This is a genomic window from Dermacoccus sp. UBA1591 (assembly GCF_002322065.1).
GTDB lineage: Bacteria > Actinomycetota > Actinomycetes > Actinomycetales > Dermatophilaceae > Dermacoccus > Dermacoccus nishinomiyaensis.
Genome location: NZ_DCNR01000024.1, coordinates 15,261 through 16,544, shown reverse-complemented (window position 1 = coordinate 16,544; position 1,284 = coordinate 15,261). Strand labels below are relative to the sequence as shown.

The 1,284-nt window shown below is 68.2% G+C and carries 1 protein-coding gene; it reads right to left on the bottom strand.

Annotated features, from left to right (window positions below; genetic code table 11):
* Positions 1–35: 35 nt before the first annotated feature.
* A complete protein-coding gene (locus B2284_RS02850; RefSeq protein WP_038569144.1) occupies positions 36–1,244 on the bottom strand; it encodes a cystathionine gamma-synthase in 1,209 nt (402 codons plus the stop codon).
* Positions 1,245–1,284 lie beyond the last annotated feature (40 nt).

Sequence of the window (1,284 nt, the reverse complement as noted above, 5' to 3'; positions counted from 1 at the left end):
CACGCCCGCGAGGACGAGGCGCACGACGACACCCGTCATCGCGTGGAGTCGAGTGCGTTTCGCAGGTCGGCGACGAGGTCGTCGGCCTCCTCGATGCCCACGGAGAGACGGATGAGGGCGGCCGGTACCTCGAGGTCCGTGCCGGCGACGGAGGCGTGCGTCATCCTCGCCGGGTGCTCGATGAGCGACTCGACGCCGCCGAGGCTCTCGCCGAGGGTGAAGATCTTCGTGGCATTGCAGACCTCGAGCGCGCGCTCCATGCCGCCGGCCACCTCGAAGCTCACCATGCCGCCGAAGCGTTTCATCTGCTTGACGGCGACGTCGTGGCCCGGGTGCGAGGCGAGGCCCGGGTAGTAGATCTTCGTGACGTCATCACGGCTCGCCAGGAACTCGACGATCTTCTCGGCGTTGTCGCAGTGACGCTCCATGCGCACCGACAGCGTCTTGAGACCGCGCAACGTCAGCCAGCTGTCGAACGGACCGGAGATGGCGCCGATCGCGTTCTGGTGGAAGCCGATGCGCTCCGCGGCGTCTTCGAACTCGGGCACGCCGATGTTCTTCGCGACGACGACCGCTCCCCCGACGACGTCGGAGTGGCCGCCCGAGTACTTCGTCGTCGAGTGCACGACAATGTCGGCGCCGAGCGCGATCGGCTGCTGCAGGTAGCTCGAGGCGAACGTGTTGTCGACGACGAGCAGTGCGCCCGCCTCGTGCGCGACGGCCGCGAGCGCCGTGATGTCGGCGATGCCGAGCTTGGGGTTGGTCGGAGTCTCCACCCAGATCAGCTTGGTCTTGTCGGTGACGGCGGCGCGCACGGCGTCGACGTCGGCGATGGGTGCCGTCGAGTACTCGACGCCCCAGCTCTTCGTCACCTTGTCGACGAGGCGGTAGGTGCCGCCGTAGGCGTCGGTGGGGATGACCATGTGCTCACCCGGGCGCAGGATCGAGCGGATGACGGTGTCCGAGCCCGCGAGACCGGAGGCGAACGCGAAACCCTTGGCGCCGCCCTCGAGAGCGGCGATGCACTCCTCGAGCGCCGTGCGCGTCGGATTGGCCGAGCGGCTGTACTCGTAGCCCTCACGCAGACCGCCGACGCCGTCCTGCTTGTAGGTCGAGGTCTGGTAGATGGCCGGAACGACCGCGCCCGTGCGCGGGTCGGGCTCCTGCCCCGCGTGGATCGCGCGGGTCGTGAAACCGAGGGTCGAGAGGTCGGAGAGGTCTGCGTTCTCGTTGTCGTGCGTCATGCCGACAAGCCTAGTGCTGCGCACCGACAACCCCGAAAGT